This is a genomic window from Streptomyces sp. SDr-06, from assembly GCF_003324565.1.
Classification (GTDB): domain Bacteria; phylum Actinomycetota; class Actinomycetes; order Streptomycetales; family Streptomycetaceae; genus Streptomyces.
Genome location: NZ_QOLA01000038.1, coordinates 1 through 16,108, shown reverse-complemented (window position 1 = coordinate 16,108; position 16,108 = coordinate 1). Strand labels below are relative to the sequence as shown.

Annotated in this window: 20 protein-coding genes; 14 read left to right on the top strand and 6 right to left on the bottom strand. The window is 69.8% G+C overall.

What is annotated here, in order from left to right; genetic code table 11:
• From DT019_RS37285 to DT019_RS37260, 7 genes are all read left to right on the top strand, one after another.
• A complete protein-coding gene (locus tag DT019_RS37285) occupies positions 1-1,230 on the top strand; it encodes an acyltransferase family protein (RefSeq protein ID WP_114041439.1) in 1,230 nt (409 codons plus the stop codon).
• A 124-nt stretch (positions 1,231-1,354) separates the two neighbouring features.
• Complete coding sequence (locus tag DT019_RS37280) at positions 1,355-2,053, top strand: response regulator transcription factor (RefSeq protein ID WP_114041438.1); 699 nt, start codon at positions 1,355-1,357, stop codon at positions 2,051-2,053.
• Entirely contained in the window at positions 2,050-3,498 is a 1,449-nt protein-coding gene (locus tag DT019_RS37275) for a sensor histidine kinase (RefSeq protein ID WP_114041437.1), read from the top strand. Before DT019_RS37280 ends, DT019_RS37275 begins: the two co-directional genes overlap by 4 nt.
• On the top strand, positions 3,495-4,031 hold the full coding sequence (locus DT019_RS37270) for a GerMN domain-containing protein (protein ID WP_114041436.1): 537 nt from the start codon (positions 3,495-3,497) through the stop codon (positions 4,029-4,031). The genes DT019_RS37275 and DT019_RS37270 overlap by 4 nt, the downstream gene beginning before the upstream one ends.
• A 574-nt stretch (positions 4,032-4,605) precedes the next feature.
• Entirely contained in the window at positions 4,606-5,004 is a 399-nt protein-coding gene (locus DT019_RS37265; RefSeq protein WP_147267404.1) for an STAS domain-containing protein, read from the top strand.
• Positions 5,005-5,407: 403 nt separating this feature from the next.
• Entirely contained in the window at positions 5,408-5,569 is a 162-nt protein-coding gene (locus DT019_RS40020; protein WP_189390289.1) for a hypothetical protein, read from the top strand.
• 72 nt (positions 5,570-5,641) lie between these two features.
• Complete coding sequence (locus tag DT019_RS37260; protein ID WP_114041463.1) at positions 5,642-5,866, top strand: hypothetical protein; 225 nt, start codon at positions 5,642-5,644, stop codon at positions 5,864-5,866.
• A 269-nt stretch (positions 5,867-6,135) separates the two neighbouring features.
• On the opposite strand, the gene DT019_RS37255 is transcribed toward DT019_RS37260, so the two are convergent.
• The gene (locus DT019_RS37255; RefSeq protein ID WP_114041434.1) at positions 6,136-6,600 is read right to left on the bottom strand and encodes an SRPBCC domain-containing protein; all 465 of its coding nucleotides are present in this window, start codon (positions 6,598-6,600) and stop codon (positions 6,136-6,138) included.
• Positions 6,601-6,694: 94 nt separating this feature from the next.
• Here DT019_RS37255 and DT019_RS37250 point away from each other — a divergent pair, with 94 nt between their 5' ends.
• On the top strand, positions 6,695-7,408 hold the full coding sequence (locus DT019_RS37250; protein ID WP_114041462.1) for a TetR family transcriptional regulator: 714 nt from the start codon (positions 6,695-6,697) through the stop codon (positions 7,406-7,408).
• Positions 7,409-7,888: 480 nt separating this feature from the next.
• Here the strand turns inward: DT019_RS37250 and DT019_RS41180 are convergent, their stop codons facing one another.
• Complete coding sequence (locus DT019_RS41180) at positions 7,889-8,119, bottom strand: polysaccharide deacetylase family protein (protein ID WP_411292773.1); 231 nt, start codon at positions 8,117-8,119, stop codon at positions 7,889-7,891.
• A gap of 160 nt (positions 8,120-8,279) precedes the next feature.
• On the opposite strand from DT019_RS41180, the gene DT019_RS37240 reads away from it, so the two are divergent.
• The 3 genes from DT019_RS37240 to DT019_RS37230 all read left to right on the top strand — a co-directional run bounded on the left by DT019_RS37240 (position 8,280) and on the right by DT019_RS37230 (position 9,755).
• Positions 8,280-8,510 (top strand): hypothetical protein, encoded by a 231-nt coding sequence (locus DT019_RS37240; RefSeq protein ID WP_114041433.1) that lies wholly within the window; start codon positions 8,280-8,282, stop codon positions 8,508-8,510.
• Positions 8,500-8,757: a hypothetical protein gene (locus DT019_RS37235; RefSeq protein ID WP_114041432.1), complete on the top strand. Its 258-nt coding sequence runs from the start codon at positions 8,500-8,502 to the stop codon at positions 8,755-8,757. The genes DT019_RS37240 and DT019_RS37235 overlap by 11 nt, the downstream gene beginning before the upstream one ends.
• A 770-nt stretch (positions 8,758-9,527) precedes the next feature.
• Complete coding sequence (locus DT019_RS37230) at positions 9,528-9,755, top strand: hypothetical protein (RefSeq protein WP_114041431.1); 228 nt, start codon at positions 9,528-9,530, stop codon at positions 9,753-9,755.
• A gap of 243 nt (positions 9,756-9,998) precedes the next feature.
• Here the strand turns inward: DT019_RS37230 and DT019_RS37225 are convergent, their stop codons facing one another.
• On the bottom strand, positions 9,999-10,529 hold the full coding sequence (locus tag DT019_RS37225; RefSeq protein WP_114041430.1) for a GNAT family N-acetyltransferase: 531 nt from the start codon (positions 10,527-10,529) through the stop codon (positions 9,999-10,001).
• Positions 10,530-10,802: 273 nt separating this feature from the next.
• On the opposite strand from DT019_RS37225, the gene DT019_RS37220 reads away from it, so the two are divergent.
• On the top strand, positions 10,803-11,255 hold the full coding sequence (locus tag DT019_RS37220) for a GNAT family N-acetyltransferase (protein WP_223279960.1): 453 nt from the start codon (positions 10,803-10,805) through the stop codon (positions 11,253-11,255).
• A 123-nt stretch (positions 11,256-11,378) separates the two neighbouring features.
• Here DT019_RS37220 and DT019_RS41175 read toward each other — a convergent pair whose 3' ends face one another.
• A complete protein-coding gene (locus tag DT019_RS41175; RefSeq protein WP_411292772.1) occupies positions 11,379-11,795 on the bottom strand; it encodes a transposase in 417 nt (138 codons plus the stop codon).
• A gap of 477 nt (positions 11,796-12,272) precedes the next feature.
• On the opposite strand from DT019_RS41175, the gene DT019_RS37210 reads away from it, so the two are divergent.
• Both DT019_RS37210 and DT019_RS37205 read left to right on the top strand, forming a co-directional pair.
• Complete coding sequence (locus tag DT019_RS37210) at positions 12,273-12,878, top strand: hypothetical protein (RefSeq protein WP_114041428.1); 606 nt, start codon at positions 12,273-12,275, stop codon at positions 12,876-12,878.
• A gap of 91 nt (positions 12,879-12,969) precedes the next feature.
• Positions 12,970-13,683 (top strand): class F sortase, encoded by a 714-nt coding sequence (locus tag DT019_RS37205; RefSeq protein WP_223279959.1) that lies wholly within the window; start codon positions 12,970-12,972, stop codon positions 13,681-13,683.
• Between the two features lie 1,320 nt (positions 13,684-15,003).
• Here the strand turns inward: DT019_RS37205 and DT019_RS40015 are convergent.
• Positions 15,004-15,153 (bottom strand): hypothetical protein, encoded by a 150-nt coding sequence (locus tag DT019_RS40015; protein ID WP_189390286.1) that lies wholly within the window; start codon positions 15,151-15,153, stop codon positions 15,004-15,006.
• A 265-nt stretch (positions 15,154-15,418) separates the two neighbouring features.
• The coding region (locus DT019_RS37195; RefSeq protein ID WP_114041426.1) for an anti-sigma factor domain-containing protein at positions 15,419-16,108 on the bottom strand (690 nt) is incomplete at its 5' end.

The following is a 16,108-nucleotide window of genomic DNA, read 5'->3' as shown; positions in this document are numbered from 1 at the left end:
ATGCCTGCTCTGTCGCTCGCGCCCGCCCCCGGAGCCCGTCACCGTGCTCCGCGCGCGGGCGGCCGCGCCCACATCGCCGCGCTCGACGGGCTGCGCGGCTGCGCGGTCGCCGCCGTGCTGCTCTTCCACGCCGGGCACCTGAGCGGCGGCTTCCTCGGGGTGGACCTCTTCTTCGTCCTGTCGGGGTTCCTGATCACCGGGCTGCTGCTCGGCTCGGCACAGCGTGGCCGCCGGATCGCGCTCGGCGCGTTCTGGGCCCGTCGTGCCCGGCGCCTGATGCCCGCGCTGGTCGTGGTCGTGGTGGTGACTGTGTTTCTCACCTGGGCTTTCGGTACCGGCGAGCAGCTGCGTTTCGCGCTCGGTGACCTGCCGTGGGTCGCGGCCCAGTCGGTCAACTGGCACTACATCACCGACCAGATCGGTTACTGGAACGCCTCCGACACCCGCGTCTTCGCCCATCTGTGGAGCATCGCCGTCGAGTGGCAGTTCTACCTGTTCTGGCCGTTGGTGGTGATGATCGCGGCCCGGGGCCGGCATCCGCAGCGGACGGTGGCCGTCTTGGCGGGTACGGGTGTCCTGGCCTCGCTCGCCCTGATGGTCACGCTGGGCGCCGCGGTGGACACCACCCGGGCCTACGAGGGCACCGACACGCGGGCCGTCGCGCTGCTGCTGGGTGCCCTTGCGGCGACCGCGCCGGTGCGCGGCCTTGCCGCGAGGATGCCGCGCCGCGCGGCGGAGGTTCTGTGCCCGGTGCTGGTGGCCGGGCTCGCGGTGGCCTGGACGGTGACGGACGGCGAGAAGGCGCCGCTGCTCTTCAAGGGTGGACTGTTCCTCCACTCCCTGGCCGCCACCGTACTGATCACCGTCATCGCGCAGGTGCCGGGCGCCCGCACGGCGCGGGCCCTGGGGAGCTTCCTGCCGCGCCGACTGGGAGAGCTCTCCTACAGCCTGTACCTGTGGCACTGGCCGGTCTACCTGTTGCTGCTGCCCCGGCTGTCCGCGCTGGGGGACTGGGGTGGCACGGCGGTCGCCATCGCGGTCTCGCTCGCCGCCGCGGCCGCGACGAAGTGGCTGGTCGAGGACCCGGTCCGGTTCCGTTCGGGCTGGGCACGGGGGCACCGCGGCCTGGTCGTGGTCGTGGCCCTGGCGGTGATCGTGGCGGGCCTGTGGGGGCTGATCCCCGTTCCAGCTCCCGGTGCGGGCACGGTCGACCTCCAGCAACTGCGCTGAACCCCGCCGTCGCGGTGCCGGCCCCGCCAGGATGGCGGCGGTGACCGGCCCCGCGAGGACGGTGCGGCAGTATTCGTACCGTTATGGGCTTGTGCATGCATCGGTCGGTGAAGGGATCTGTTTCATGACGCGCGTGCTGTTGATCGAGGACGATCCGGCCGTACGCCGCGGCGTCGTCCTGGGGCTGCGCCGCTGCGGGCACGAGACGGAGGCGGTCGGCACCGGCGAGGACGGCATGGAGGCGCTGGTCGCGTTCAAGCCGGACCTGGTGCTCCTCGATCTCATGCTGCCGGGGATGAACGGCCTGGAAGTGTGCCGTCGCATCCGCGAGACCAGCCAGATCCCCATCGTGATCCTCTCCGCGCGCGGTGACGACATGGATGTCGTGGTCGGTCTGGAAGCGGGCGCGGACGACTATGTGGTGAAGCCCGCCAGCGGCGCGCTCATCGAGGCGCGGATGCGGGCGGTGCTGCGCCGCGTCGCCCCGTCACAGGCCGACACCGACGTGCGGGCGGGGCCGGCGGTCGTGGGGGAGCTGGAGATCGACCGCAGCGCGCTGAGTGTCCGCAAGCGCGACGAGGTCCTCCAACTCGCGCCGTCCGAGCTGAAGTTGCTGCTCTTCCTCAGCGGAACGCCGGAACAGACCTTCAGTCGCCGTCAACTCCTCGAAGACGTATGGGAGCACAGCTACTACGGTGACGCGCGTCTGGTCGACGCCTGTGTGATGCGGCTGCGCTCCAAGATCGAGGACGATCCGCGCCACCCCGTCTACGTGCAGACCGTACGGGGCTTCGGTTACCGCTTCGGCCCGGTGCCCGCGTGAAGTTCGCCCTGGCGCGCGGGCTGCGCACGCGCCTGGTCGTGGCCTTCCTACTGGTCGCCGCAGTGAGCGCGCTGATCACCGCGGCCCTCACCTTCCGCCAGGCTCGCGCCGGAATCCTCCAGCGCACCCAGAACGCGGCCGTGCACGACCTGCGGCTCCAGGTCGACTCGCTGGCGCCGAACCTGCCGCCCGAGCCCACCGACACCGATCTGCGCGGCCTCGCACAGCAACTGGACCGGGTCGGCGGCGCCCGAGGCTGGACCACCGCCGTCTCCCGCAACGACGGACCGCCCATCGGCACCGCCCACCCCATCAGCACCGCCCTGCGCACCGAGGCGATGCGGAGCAACACCACCGTGTACGAGCGCACCGGCCAGGCCCCGGGCCCCCGGCTGGTCATCGCCATGCCCGTCACCTACGACGCCCGGGACGGCCAGGCCGGGAAGCCCTCGGGCCTCGTCGTCTACGCCGCGCTCAGTCTCCGCGCCGAACAGGCCGACATCTCCGACCTGATCACCGCGGCCTGGGCCGGCGCCGTCCCGGCGCTCGCGCTCGCGGCCGTCCCCGCACTGTTCGCGGCCCGCCGGGTGCTGCGCCCCGTACGGCAGCTGCGTACAGCCGCCGAGAAGATCACCGCGGGAGTGCTCGACACCCGGCTCGCCGTCACCGGCAAGGACGAACTCGCCGAACTGACCGGCACGTTCAACACCATGGCCACGGCCCTGCAGCGGGACGACGCGGAACTGCGCCGCATGGAGGCCAACGCACGGCGGTTCGCCGCCGACGTCTCCCACGAACTGCGCACCCCGCTCGCCGCGATGGCCGCGGTCACCGACGCCCTCGACGAGGACGCCCACTCCGGCGAACTGCCCCCGGACACCGCCGACGCCGTACTCCTCATCAGCGACGAGACCCGCAAACTCGCCCGCATGGTCGAGGACCTGATGGAGATCTCCCGTTTCGACGCGGGCGCGGCGGCGCTCCACCTCGATGACGTGGGGCTGCGCACCCTGGTGCGCAAGACGCTTGAGCTGCGGGGCTGGCGCGAGCCCGAGCAGGTCGTCACCCACCTCCCCGAGCACGACGTACGCGTGCGGGTCGATGTTCGCCGCATCGACGTCGTCCTGGCCAACCTCATCGCCAACGCCCTGCGACACGGCGCGCCACCCGTCACCGTGCGGGCCGGGGTGATCGGTCAGAGCCTCGTCATCGACGTGGCCGACCGTGGCCCAGGCATCGCCGCGGATGTCCTGCCCCACGTCTTCGACCGTTTTTACAAAGCCGACGTGGCACGCACCCGGTCCGAGGGCAGCGGCCTCGGGCTCGCCATCGCCATGGAGAACGCGCACCTGCACCGCGGCACCCTGAGCGCCGCCAACGCGCCTGGCGGGGGAGCGGTGTTCACGCTGACCCTGCCCGCCAACCCGGAAGAGGAGCCGTCATGAGACGCCCCGTCATCGCTCTCACGGCCCTCCTCGCGGCGTCTTTGGCGGGCTGCGGCATCGGCGCCACCGGCCCGGCACCGGCCGGGCCGCCGGCCTCGGGTCTGCGCCACCCGGGCAGCGCGGACTACTACGCCCAGCTGTACTTCGTCAGCCCCTTCGGTATGCAGGCCGTCGCACGCCGCGTGAAATCCCCGGTCGGCCCTCAGCAGGCGCTCGACCTGCTCCTGGCAGGCCCCGATCCGGCGGAACGGGCCCGCGGCCTGATCACCGAGGTGCCCGCCATGCCCGGCCGCCCGACCGCGACGGCCGGTGCAGGTGCGGTGGACCTCTACCTTCCGGTACCGGTGGCACAGATGAACGGAGGGGGCCTGGGTGTCTCCCAGCTCGTCTGCACGGCCGCCGGCGCCGAGGTGCCCGGCGGCAAACAGCCCCCCGCCGTGGACGTACGGGTGCACGAAGCGCACACCCAAGGAACCTGGACCGTACGCTGCAACGCCGCCGGCAACGTCATCCCCGTCCCGAGCCCGACGTGACGATGCGTGCATCCCGGGCAACTTCGCCTACTCCCTCGGGCGGGTATACGACGAGCTGCACCGTGTGGACCGGGCCACGAAGGCGGCCGAGAAGGGACCCGGCCATTCTTCCGGAGCCGGGCGACCCGATGAAGACGGGTCGCGCGACTCGGCGACGCGCGCACCTTCGACAACCTGAAGCGGCACCAGCGCCTGCCGCTCGTCGGCGTGCCCGCCGCCTGCGGGCAGATGCCCCCTGCTGGGACGCCCAGGAGACGCCTTAGCAGGGGGCTTGCCCTCCCGGGAGGGCAAGCCCAGGCGGGTCGTAAGCGGGCCACCTCGTCTTCGGTTGTCGGCGAGCCGGGAGGGGTATGTATGTTGGACGTATAGCCGTTGGTGTCTGCCGCGCTGCTGCGTCCTACCCAGACCCTGTGGGGCGCCTCGGGTACGGGTTTCCTCAACCGCATGGCCGCCGTAGTGACCGTGCACTCCCTTCCTGGAACGTCCCGCGGAAGGGGAGGGCTCCCCATCAGCCTGGGCGGCAGCCGTGCACCCGCATCCCCGCGACCCCCACGCACCCGCACGTCCCAGCCCCGTGTCCTTCGCGGCCCTGCCCGAGGACCCCGCGGCCAGGGTGACCCGCGTCGTTCTCCCCGGACGCATCCTGTTGCTGCGGGCCACCGGCGAGATCGACATCGATACCGCCCCGCTGCTGCGAGCAGCACTGCGCCCCGGTCGGCAACACCTGACGATCGTCGATCTGTCCAGCCTCTCCTTCGCCGACTGCGCTCTGCTGCGTGTCCTCGTACCGGCACGTTTCCGCTCGCGTCTGGTGCTCGTGGCGGGCAGGCGGCACAAGGTACGGCGGCTTTTCGCGTGCACCTGCACCGACAGGCTGTTCACCTTCGCCCCGGACGTGGACACCGCTCTGCGCATGGCGATAGGCACCGCACCACCGCGCACGCCAGAGGCCGCTTGGAACGGGCGGCTCTGACAGCGATAGAGCTGTTCCTTCACGGAGGCGAGAGCGCGCGCCGCCCGGATCTCAAGGGCCACCGCACCGCGGTCGCTCTCGTATCTGACCTTTCATGAATCCCCTGGCGCCGGCAGGCGAGAGCCGCCGTGCACCCCGCCGCGACGGGCGGGAACGAGAAAGAGGACTGTGTTGTGCGTGGAAGAGTTGCAGGCCAGGGTGGCGAGGGCGTCGTGTTGTGTGATCGGTGCGGCCGGGCGGTTGAGCCTGGGCTGGCGGGCTATGGCCGTGTGCGGGATTCTTCCTGGGCGGATCCGGAGGATGCCCGGATTGATGGGTACCGGCAGGTGGCAGCCTGTGGTGCGGCACACCTGGCGGAGCTTCAGCAGTACTACCGCCGGCGCCCCTTCGTCAGCGAGGAGCAGTGGGCGGCGAAGTCGCACGCGCGATGAGCCGGCACCCCGAGGGACTCACCCTCGACGAGCTGGCTGCAACGACCGGTCTGAACACCATCCAGCTGCAAGCCGCCGCCCTGTGGAGCGCCCGGGGCAGCGACGACGAAGCGGGTCTTCCTGCGGATGCGTGAGGGCTCGGCGAACGCCGGACGGCCGCGTGGTTGCCGGATGCGGCCGTGCGCGTCCTGTCGCAGGGTGGGGTCATGGCCGCGGAGCGTGTGATTGTGGTGTACCCGCCCGATGAGACGGGCGGGCGGCGGGTGCGGGTGGATGGCACGATCCTGGGCCGTGCCCGGGATCTGCGGGATCTCACGGAGTATCTGCGGCGCGCGGGCCTGGAAGGCCTCGATGACCTGGACGTGGTTCGCTCCCTGCTGATCGAGTGGCGGGGCGGTGGGCCCGAGGACTGGGATCCTCGTCCGCCCTGACCGCTCCGTGGTGTCCGGGACGGACGTTCCGTCACCGGCAGGAACCCGCTGTCCGGCCCGGGCATACGCGGACCCCCTGGGCGTCCTTGGTCCTACGCATGACCGTGCGAATTGATCATGGCACCGCTCGGTCGCCTGACCCACCGAATGACTGACGCCTCAGCAGTCTTCTTCCGGAATCGTCGGCCAGCCGGGCGGTGCCGTCATGCACGCGGCCGGTCGGGCATCTGTGACCTCCAGATCCGACCCGCTTGAAAGGTTGGACAAGCTCAGGGGTGTTCCGGGCGCAGGGCACCTTGGTCGTCGAGGTTGTTGAGCACGGCAGGCAGGCCCTTGGTGAGCATTTTGGTGCGGACGGAGCCGAGGATTTTGGCCATGAAGAAGCCTCCGGGGCCGGTGAAGCCGGTGTGGTCGTAGGTGAAGCGCGTTCCACTGCCGTGTGGATCGAGCCGATAGGCGACCTCGGTCGTCTCGCCGCCGCCTTCGTCTTGCCATGAGTAGCGCAGCAGCGAAGGCTCGCGCACCTCCAACACCTCGCACACCACGACGCCGCTCCAGCCGGGCTTCGGTTTCGCGATGAACTTGAACGTGGTGCCGACCGTGGTGGCGAAGCCCTCCGGCCGAGCGCCGGCGCCGGTGGCCGTCCAGAGCGGGATCAGATGCGGATCGGTGACCGCACGCCAGACCTTCTGCAGTGGGTGGGGGTACTCGCGGACGATGTGGATGGCGCTCACGGTGGGCTCCTCAGGTATGGGCGCACATAAAGTACAGTGACTGTAAAGTTACAGTAACAGAAAAAGGGAGGTTGGCCAGACTATGCTTCAGGGCATGAGCACGCCTACCGTGGACTGGACGGCCTTGCGGCGCCGCGAAGAGGAGCCTGCAGCCGAGGGGCTGCGAGAGTGCAAGAAGCGACTGCTACGGCAGCAGCTGTCCGACACGGCCACCGAGATGTTCATGGACCGGGGCTTCGATGCGGTGCGCGTTTCTGAGGTCGCCGACGCCTGCGGGGTGTCGGAGAAGACCGTGTTCAACTACTTCCCGACCAAGGAATCCCTCGTCCTGGACCTGGGCGAAACCACGTTGGACTCCCTGCGGACCACATTGGCCGATCCGGACCTGTCACCGGTCGAAGCGGTGCTGGAGATCCTGTCCGGCCAACTGGCGGGCCTCACGTCCTGGCTTGCGGCGCAGGCCGACTGGACCCAAGCCAAAGCGGTTCTCCTTCGCTTCGGCCTGCTGATCGGATCCACCCCGTCCCTGCGGGCATATCAGCGGGACATGGTCGACCAGCAGGTCGCCGTGGCCGCCGAAGTCCTGGCCCGACGCGCCGAGATGAGCCCGGACGACCCCGAACCTCAGATCGCCGCGGCCGCCCTGCTCGCACTGTGGCCCGTCCAGTTCCAGGCGCTGCGCAAGCACCTGCATCGCGCCCAGACCCCCGAGGAACTGCACGATGAGGTCAGCGCAGACGTCCAGCGCGCAGCCCGACTCATCGACGCCGGACTCAACTCACTCGCCCCCGCCGGACGTAAGAGGTGAAACAGCCAACCGGCCCGGGGCAGCGGCGAGAAGCATCACCGTTCCTCCGGCCCGTCAGTCGACCCGTGCCCATCACCAACTTCCTTGGGGAGGCGGAGCTGAGGCTTGCGATCGCGGTGGGGCGGTGGCAGCGGCAGGCCTGCCAATGCAGACTGGAACCGGCCCGGTGTTGAGGCGGCCCTTGGTCAGTGCGCCTTGCCCAGGCTGGCGCTCTCGTGTCGGTGAAGGGTCCGCCGGGGGCATCACCGGGCTTCGCCGCGCAGCAGCGTGTTGGTCGGCTCGCATAACGCGTTGCGCCGATGGGCCGGACAGTTGCAGGAGGCCACTCGAAGCGTGTCAGCGCCGCGAATGACTTGCCTTGAACACCCCGTATCGCCGTCCCGGGTATACCCGGACGCTTGGGCTGGGGGCCGGCCACGGCTCCGGGGCCGGCCCGGTGGGAGTGCAGGAACGTGCAGGGGAAGTTGCGCCGGGCGCAGGTCACGCCCGTCGGGTCGGCGACGTAGCCGTCGACGAGGAAGACCTCGTGGCCGGCGTACTCGGTGAAGGTCTCCAGGATGTGTTCCCCAGCATGCAGAGCGTGGCCTTCACGTTGTTGTCCTTGAGGAGTTCGAGGATCGTCGGCGTCCGCTTCCCGTCCGGTCCGTCGTCGATGGTGTGGTTGACGACTCTCGTGGCGCCCTCGGGCCTGCGGGACAACTCCGGAGTCACTGCCGCCGTGTCGGCGGCGTTTCTTCGCGTCCGGGGGACAGGACAGGATTCCCCACGGAGCCCACGTCGACGACCGCCAGCTTTTTCGTACCATCCCGGAGCGCCCCGCCTCAGCGCTACCGTGGGGGCACACGCCAGAGACGAAGCCCAGGAGTTCCGGATGAGCAAGCCGCCGGCCCCCACGCCCGCCCGTCAGCCCCTCGATGAGCACGCCGCCGAATCGGCCCGCGCGTACGCGGCCGCGGAGCGCGCCAAGACGGACGTCCTCGCCTCGGTCCTGGAGGACATCGCCGCCAACGGCTACCCCTCGCCCGAGTCCGGCGTCCCGTGGGAGACCGCCCGCGACGCCCACCTCGCCCGCCTCGCGGACGAGCAGCCGCGTGTCGCCTGAGCACGGCGCGCGCCGCTCCCAGGTCGTCATGGTGGAGCCCGCGCTCACCCAGCTGGCGAAGCTCACCGCGTCCGAGACGCACCGTCTGGACCGCGCGATCGTCGCCATCAGCGTCAATCCGGAGCTGGGCACCGAGGTACCCGGCACCCTGCTGCGCGACTACACGGACGAGATCGACGCAGTCCGGGTGATCTACTACGTTACCGCCCTGAGGACGATCACGATCGTGGCGTACGTCGAAGCCTGATCACCGTACTGGCGCCGGCTGGTTGATCCAGAGGCTGCCGAGGGCGGTCTTGCTGGTGCCGTCGAAGTCGCCGCCGGGGATGGCCCGGTGTGGCTCACCCGCACTTTCGACGTGGGGCTCGCTGCAGGTGGCGCGCTTCTCGGAGGCAGATACTCGTCTGGTCCCCCCGCTCCTGAAGGAGCTACAGGACCAAACGCTCAGTACTGCAGGGCGGTGGTCATTCCATGCAATGTCTCAATCCCTGGCAGTGGCGCGCACTCAAGGTGCGAACGACGGCGAGCGATGAGTTCAGCCAACGCACGGAGTAGGCGACCACCTGGGGCAGACGTCCGGGGACGTACGTCACGTTCTCGCCCTGCATGCGGGTTGCACCGGCGTGAGCCCGGCGACGAGGTTTCCGCGGTGTTGTCGGTCGGCGGCGTCGGCGGCGGGGAGTGGGACGCCATCGAACTCCACAACCAGTGCGAAGGCCGAGTGGGGGACCACCTGCACGGCAACCGGGCACGCACCGCGGTCACGGAATCCGGCAAGCCGCACGCCCGCTGTCCGGCTGGGCCGTGGTGCACTCGCAACGTCCCACCTGGACGCCGCCGCACCCTCGCGCGCAGGAATCGCCTCGCCCCATTCCGCGCGCACGCGCGCCTGGTGACGCGGCAGTTGGGCTTCGGCCGCGTGCCCCCGGGGCTGCAACGCGACTGCATCTTTGGGACTACTGCGTCTTCGTTCCCGCGGAGGATGATCCGGTGGTACCGCCGCGGGAGAGTTGGCTTGTGCGAATCACCATCGGATACACGGCCGAAAGTGTCGGCTACGTCGTAGGAGCCCAGGGGCTCGTCAGCTTCGCGTCCCAGGCGTTGTTCGGCACGGAGTGGGGTTGGCTGCACAAAGTGGTCGACCTTCCGTCCCCCGCCTACCTCGGCGTCGTCGCCGTCGGGGCGGTGCTCATTCTTGGCGGAGTCAGGATGCGCAAGACGCCTCAGCCCCAAAAGGTCGCCTGACCGGCGGACCTTTCGGCCCGTGACCAGCGCGAGGCAGCCGGGCCCGGCGCCACATGGAGCCGAACCCACCTGCAGTGAAGACGGCGTGCGGGCGGACTTGGCGGCAGGGGTGCCGTTCTGGGCTGCTGGAGCTCGGCGAGCAGGCTCGCTGCTGACCCGCGAGCTGGTACGGGCCCCGGCGACCGAAGGCGGAACTTCGCGCAGAGGAGCAAACGCAGCCGACGGAGCCACCGGCGGTGACCATCAGGGCCTCAGTAGTCCGCCTACCCACCAGTCGTAGGGCTGGCCGTCGTTGGCGATGCTGCGATGGCGCAGTGTTCCTTCGACGGTGAAGCCGAGATTCTCGGCGACGGCGCGTGAGCCGGTGTTCCCGGCCATGGCCCACCACTCGATGCGGTGGACGTCGAGGGTGGCCCAGCCCCAGTCGCACAGGGCCCGAGCAGCTTCTACCGAGTACCCGCGTCCGCGCTGTTCCTTGACTGCCCAGTAGCCGAGCTCCCAGACGCCGCGGCTGATGAGGGTCAGGCAGTACGAGCCGACCAGGACGCCGGTGTCCTTGCGGAACGCGCCGAGCGTGTAGTCCTTGTCCTGGGCCCACTGGGCGGGCAGCTTCTCGCGGACGAGCTTCTCCGCGTCCGCACGCCGGTAGGGCACCGGCACCGGGGTGTAGAGCTGGATGTCTTCGTCCTGGCAGGCTGCGTACACCGCATCAACGTCGGCAGGTGTGAAGGCCCGCAGCAGCAGACGGTCGGTCTCGAGAGTCACCGGGTCCATCGCGGCAGTATGACCTCCATCAACGAGCGGCGACCAGCGAATATCCCGGCCGGGCACCGCCGATCACCACGCCCCGGGCCGGCCAGCGGTCGCCGGAGAGAGGCTCTCGCAGGACGGCCCAGCCCGCGGTGAACTGGCACCCGAGCACGAACGGAACACCCCCGCCAAGGCCGGGTGACCAACTGTCGCCGATCTTGACATGGCTGACGAGCGTGAAGTCAGATGCGATGAGAAGTCGGCATCAAGAAGCGGCACGGCCGGAGGGGGTTTGGCGTGTTCATCGCGGAAGAGAGCGTCTTCGATCCTGATGAGATGCTGAGCCTTTACGACTCGGTCGGCTGGGAGGGCTACACCGCCGACGTCGAGAAGCTCTGCCGCGGCCTGCGGAACTCTCACCTGGTCATCACCGCACGAGATGGTTCAGGAACGCTCTTCGGACTGGCCCGGACCGTCTCCGACGACGAACACATCTGCTACGTCCAGGACGTCGTGGTCAACCCAGCGCATCACCGAAAGGGCGTCGGCCGGGCCCTGGTCGAGCACCTCAAGCAGCGATACTCGCACTGCCGCTTCTTCCTCCTCTCCACAGACCACGAGTCGTCACCGGAAGGCAAGCGCAATCACGCGTTCTACCGGAGCCTTGGCTTCCTGTCCTACGAGGAGAAGCAGATGGCGGGCTTCGGGCTGCCCAGAAACCGCCCTGACCTGCGTGAGATGACGCCATAGAGATTTGCCCTCTCGGCCACGTCCCCCTCGCCGGCCCATCCATCCAGTGATGAGTGCAGGCCCCTGCCACGTCCCAGACGCGACCATGCCGTCATTTCTCAACGGCAGCCGTCAGCCCAGCGATCAACACCTGCCTCCGAAACCGGTCGACAATCGCTGTTCCCAGAGATCAACGAGGCCAGGCACGGCGACGGTGGAATGCGGCGGCATAGTCGCGCCAACTGCCTGCCCGCTCTTGTTGACTGGGTGCGGGAACGTGCCTGCAAAGAAGCCTGGAGTGAAGTGCTCGGGCCAGGAGGCAGGCCTGGCCGGGCTGAATTCCTTGCCGTGCCTGGATGGCCGACCGCTTTTCGGGTCGTAGACGCGCGGCGGTTTCGGCAGCCGCAGGTCGCGGTCCGAGCGTAGCTGTCCGACCAGTTCGACGGGCAGGTCGCACAGCCCCCAGGCCAGCCGCATCAGGTCGTGACCCGTGTCCATCACGACCAGGACGTCCCGGTCACCGTGTTGCTGCTGACCGACCGGGACCAGGCGCTCGACCACGGCCCGCAGCTGGTCAGCGGTGACTGCCGCGGCATCGTCCGTGGGGCCAGCCGGACCGCGTCCAGGGCCTGCGTCCACGACGTGTGGCGGTCCGGGGTGACGGGGTGCACGTCCTGGAGGCAGTGCTGGACGCGGTCCGCCTGAAGCCCGGCGCGGACGTGGCCGCTGTGACCTCTGATGACCCTGCCGGACGACCCGGGCTGGTTTGCCTCGGCGCGGGCATCGGCGAGCAACTCGCGTGCCAGAACGGCATGTTGCGCCGGTCGCGCCACCAGGGCCCTGTACGACGTTTTCGGGGCCCGGCCCTGCCCATGGGGTTGTTACGAGCTCTATGGCGCACCGTTACATCACTGGGCAATCTTCGCAATATGCGACATTTACGTTGTTGGAGTCAGCAGAAGTCCTCCCAGCGATCAGCCGGGCAGCCCGTCGGGCGCCGACCGGGGTTTCGTTGTGTGTAGTGAGAAGGAAGAGCTCTTGACCAGCAATCGCCGTACCCTCGTCCGCGCTGTCGCTGTCTCCGCTGCCGTCAGCGGTGCGCTGCTCGCGCCGGCCGCCGTCGCCTTCGCCGACAGCCCCGCCCCCGCGCCGTCGCAGTCCGCTCCCTCGACGCCGTCCGAAAGCAAGAAGGACGAGAATAAGAAGTCGGAGAAGGAGCAGGACGCTCAGGAGTTCAAGCTCAGCAACAACGCGGTTGCGCACGTCTACAAGCTGCCCAAGGGCGGCTACATGGCGTGGATCACGATGAACGGCCAGCGCATAGCGAACCTGAGCGCCGAGAACCCGACCGCCACGGTCAAGGGCTACAAGTACGAGCTGAACCAGGCCAACGGCTTCGTCGGCGTCCAGCACCCGGGCGGCTGGCACAGCGAGCAGGACAAGCCGAAGCCCAACTCGGACGGCAAGAAGAAGGATGACCGGCGTGACGGCAAGACCGTGACCCCGAAGGGCGGCGTCAAGGCCGGCGCCGAGGGCGTCCAGGAGCAGAACCCGGCGTTCCTCGTCGCCGGTGGCGGCATGGCGGCGGCCGGTGCGGCGGGCCTCGGCTACGCGATCCTGCGCCGCGGCCGCGTCAAGGCCTGACCCCAGGCCGTACGGCCCACGTTCCCCTCACCACCCACCGGCCGCCGGGCGGAGCCGATCCGTCCGGCGGCCGCGCCTCGCAGGAGTTGTCGTGCCCAGTACCCCCGAAGCGTCCGCCGACCGCGGCATGTCCCACCCCGGCCTCGACGGGCGACCGGACACCGTCGCGACGCGGGGCCCGCGCCCGGCCCGGCACACCCGTCGTCTCGCGGCCGTCGCCCTGCTCACCGGGGCGCTCGGGGTCGGCCTCATCGCCTGCGGCTCGGGCGACCAGGCGCCCGACGTGAACGTAAAGAACACCGCGTCCGCCGTCGCCGGGAACGCCGCCGCACCGCTCAAGGAATCCAAGCCGACCGGGCTGCGCATCCCGTCGGCGGGCGTCGACGCGAAGTCCATGCTGGATCTGGGCGTGGACGGCGACCAGGAACTGCAAGTGCCGCCGGTGGACAAGGCGAACGAGCCGGGCTGGTGGACGGGCGGAGTCACGCCGGGCGAGAAGGGCGTGTCCGTCATCGTCGCGCACTACGACACCGCCAAGGGCCCGGCGCTCATGAGGAACGTCGCCAAGGTCAAGGTGGGCGACACCATCGAGGTGCCGCGCGCGGACGGCAGCACGGCCACGTTCAAGGTGCGCGAGATCCAGCAGGTCGACAAGAAGGACTTCCCCACGGAGAAGGTGTACGGGAAGACCGACCGTCCGGAACTGCGCCTGCTGACCTGCGGCGGCCCCATCAAGGGCGGCCATCGCACGGACAACATCGTTCTGTACGCCGACCTCGTCAAGCAGCGGGCCCCGCAAGCGTGAACCGGTCAGGCAGCAGAGCAGCGAGCGGGCGGGCCGCGAGTGCGGTCCACTCCGCCGGGCACTCCGGACGCGCCGCGTCCCGCATCCGCTTCTCCGGGCGTTCGTCGTCCCCGCCACGGCCGGACTGGTCCTGACGGGCTGCGGTCATCCGGGCGGTCTGCGCAGCATGGGCGCCACCCCGACCGCGATCGCCCCCGCGCGGCTGTGGCCGGACGAGTCGACAGGCCCGGCGTCGCCCTCGACTGCAACGACGTACGGCCCGAGCCGGTCGAGGACGTGTCGATGCCGGGACGGAAACCTGTCGACGTCGTCAAGGCCCAGCGGGGGCATCCCTCGCCCACCTTCGACGACCCGCTGGTCACGTCTGGCGGGCGATATGTGCCGTGGAGGAGGCCCTGGGACCGGCGGCCGCCCCATCCTCGGGCCGGCCCGAAACTCCGGCCGGGGCCAGGACCATACCCGCCACTGCAGCACATGACCCAGCCTGGCAGAGGCTGACGCACAGTCAGCTGGAGCCGTGAGTGATGCGCAGTCGTCCGTCGTTCTGTAGGCCGGTCTCGTAGCCTTCCTGGAGCCCGCCACCGGCGAGGGCCGGTCTCCCAGTGGTGGTGGTCTTGTAGTTCAGTTCAGGCGGGTGGCGGCGTAGGCCAGCGGGTATCGGCGCCTCAAGGACCGGCCGCTACCCGCCTACCGGGTGCCGCGCACGGTCCTCGTCGTCGCCTATGCGTTGTCTTGTTCGGTGCGGAACTGGGCGAGAGCGGCCGCCAGTTGCTGCTGGAGGGGCTGAGGCAGGGGAGTGCGGTTGATGGAGTCGAGCACGTTCTCGGCCACCAAGCGCACTGTGCTGTTGGAGTGCTGGGAGACGGTGACGAGTACGTTCCAGGCGTTCTGGCCTGCCGAGTTGGAGGGAGGCCGGCCATCAGGGCGCCGCGGGCGAGGTCGATGACGGGCCTGGTCTCCAAGGCGTGGCGCAGCTGGGCGACTTCGCGGTGCAGGGCGTCGGTGTCCTGGGCGGGGTGGGAGTCGTTCACGCCGACGGCCTCAGGCGCGTGCGGGCGGGGTTCGGCGAGGGTGAACAGGGGGTGCGTTCGAGTCGTCGTGAGCAGTGTTGCCAATTGGGATCAGAGTCGACCATGCACAGCAACAGCCCCCTCGCCACCGTCGGCCCCTGCCTCGCCGCACAACTGGTGCGAAGTTCCAGCGCAGCGGATGCCGTCCAGGCGGCGGCGCTCCTTTCCGGCGTCGGCACGCCCACGCCGCATTCGATACGCCGTCGTGCACCGCGGCTTCGACGGGTACACAGGGAAGTCTCCCTGCCGGTCAGTGGGCCGATGCGCCGAACTCGGCATGCTGGGCGCGCAGAGCGAATTCCGCCTCGTCGCCCGGCTCGCGGACGGGAGGGGGCAGGACCGTGCGGTGTGCTTCCTCGCGTGCCTCGGCGAGCAGGACCCGGAATTCTTCATCCGTCATCGCCGTCACCTCCTCTCCCGACAACCAGCTGGGAACCCCGTAAGGGATTCGTCACTGACGGGCCCGCAGATTGGTCGTTCGGCTGCCCACGCCGGCTCCGCGGGATTATCCCTTCAGCCCGAGCCATCGACATGGGTCCCAGAGGAGGCAACGCCATGTGCTGTGCTGCAGCCGCCTGGCCAGGCGGCCCTTCCAAAGTGACGGGTCATGGGGCGTCCCACACCCGCCGGACAACGCGGAGCGTGGGAGGCCCGTCGGGTGTGATTCAGGCGCGGGGGAATGCCATGAGCGCCAGCGGCGTGGTGGTGGGATGGATGGATCCGCCGGTCGGTTCGACGGTGATGCCCATGGCGGAGGCCTGGCCGACGGGGCCGGTCAGCAGGACGGCTTCGGTGGTGCGTGCAGGGTCCATCAGGCCTGCTGGGCGCATCGTGCCGGCATCGTCGAACCACAGCTGGTAGACCTTGCCCGACGGGGGCCGGGGGAGGCCGGAGGCCAGGAACGCGGCCTGGTTGAGGCTTCGGGTCACGACCAGGGTGCCGGTGGCGTTGTCTTCGAGATGTCCGGTGGTGACCTTGGCATCGGGGGCCGCGAGAACGTCGGCCAGCTGCTGGGACTTCTGCTGTTCCGCTTCTGCCTGGTTCCGCGCGGTGTCGGCCTGCTGGTGTTGCCAGATGGCGATGCCGCCGGACCCGAGGGCTGCGGCCAGGCAGGCGGCGAGGGCGAACCGGGCCAGGGCCCGCCTGCGGCCGGCGCGCGCCGCCACCGGGAGCACGGGCGTGGTGGGGGGTGGCTCCTGCCGTACGGTGGTGATGCTGCGCAGTACGTTCGTCTTGAGGGCGGCTGGGGGAGTGGTGGTCATGGCGAGTCCCAACCGTCCGGCGGTGGCGGCCAGTTCGCTGACTTCCTGGGTGCAGGACGGGCAGGCGGCGAGGTGGCGTTCGAACTCCTCGCG